At 69.4% G+C, this 679-nt stretch carries 2 protein-coding genes; both read left to right on the forward strand.

Annotated features, from left to right (window positions below):
• On the forward strand, window positions 1-412 hold a 412-nt coding region (locus tag ACNPM4_RS18605; RefSeq protein WP_448986686.1), incomplete at its 5' end, for a tripartite tricarboxylate transporter TctB family protein.
• On the forward strand, window positions 412-679 hold a 268-nt coding region (locus tag ACNPM4_RS18610; protein WP_448986688.1), incomplete at its 3' end, for a tripartite tricarboxylate transporter permease. The genes ACNPM4_RS18605 and ACNPM4_RS18610, both read left to right, overlap by 1 nt.

The following is a 679-nucleotide window of genomic DNA, read 5'->3' on the forward strand; positions in this document are numbered from 1 at the left end:
GATCCATGTCCCGGTCGGCATGAAGGCCGGGCCGACGGTCTTCCCGATCTTCGTCTCGGTGATCCTGCTCGCCTCCGCGGTCGCCGTCCTGATCGGCGTGCTGCGGGGGGAACGCGGCGGGGCGGAGGACGCGGAAGACGTCGATCAGAGCCTCCCGACCGACTGGGTCACCCTCGCCAAGCTCGCGGGACTCGTCGTCGCGCACCTGCTCCTGATCGAGCCGCTGGGATGGGCGCCCGCAGCCGCCCTGCTGTTCGGCGGAGTCGCGTGGTCGCTCGCCGCCAAACGGTGGTGGATGGCGTTCCTCATCGGCATCGTCGTAGCCCTCGTGATCCAGATCGTCTTCGGCGGTCTGCTCGGTCTGTCGCTGCCGTGGGGTCCTGCTCTCGGCTGGCTCGGAAGGATGTTCTGATGGACAGCTGGACCCTGCTCCTGGAGGGATTCGCGACCGCGCTGCAGCCGCAGTACCTCGCGTTCGCCTTCCTCGGCGTCTTCGTCGGCACCGCGGTCGGAGTGCTCCCGGGCATCGGCCCCGCGATGACGGTGGCGCTGCTGCTGCCCCTCACCTACACGCTCGATCCCGCCGCGGCGCTCATCACCTTCGCCGGCATCTACTACGGCGGCATGTACGGCGGCTCGACGACGAGCATCCTCCTCAACACCCCAGGGGAGTCGGGGG

The organism is Microbacterium umsixpiens (assembly GCF_053543675.1).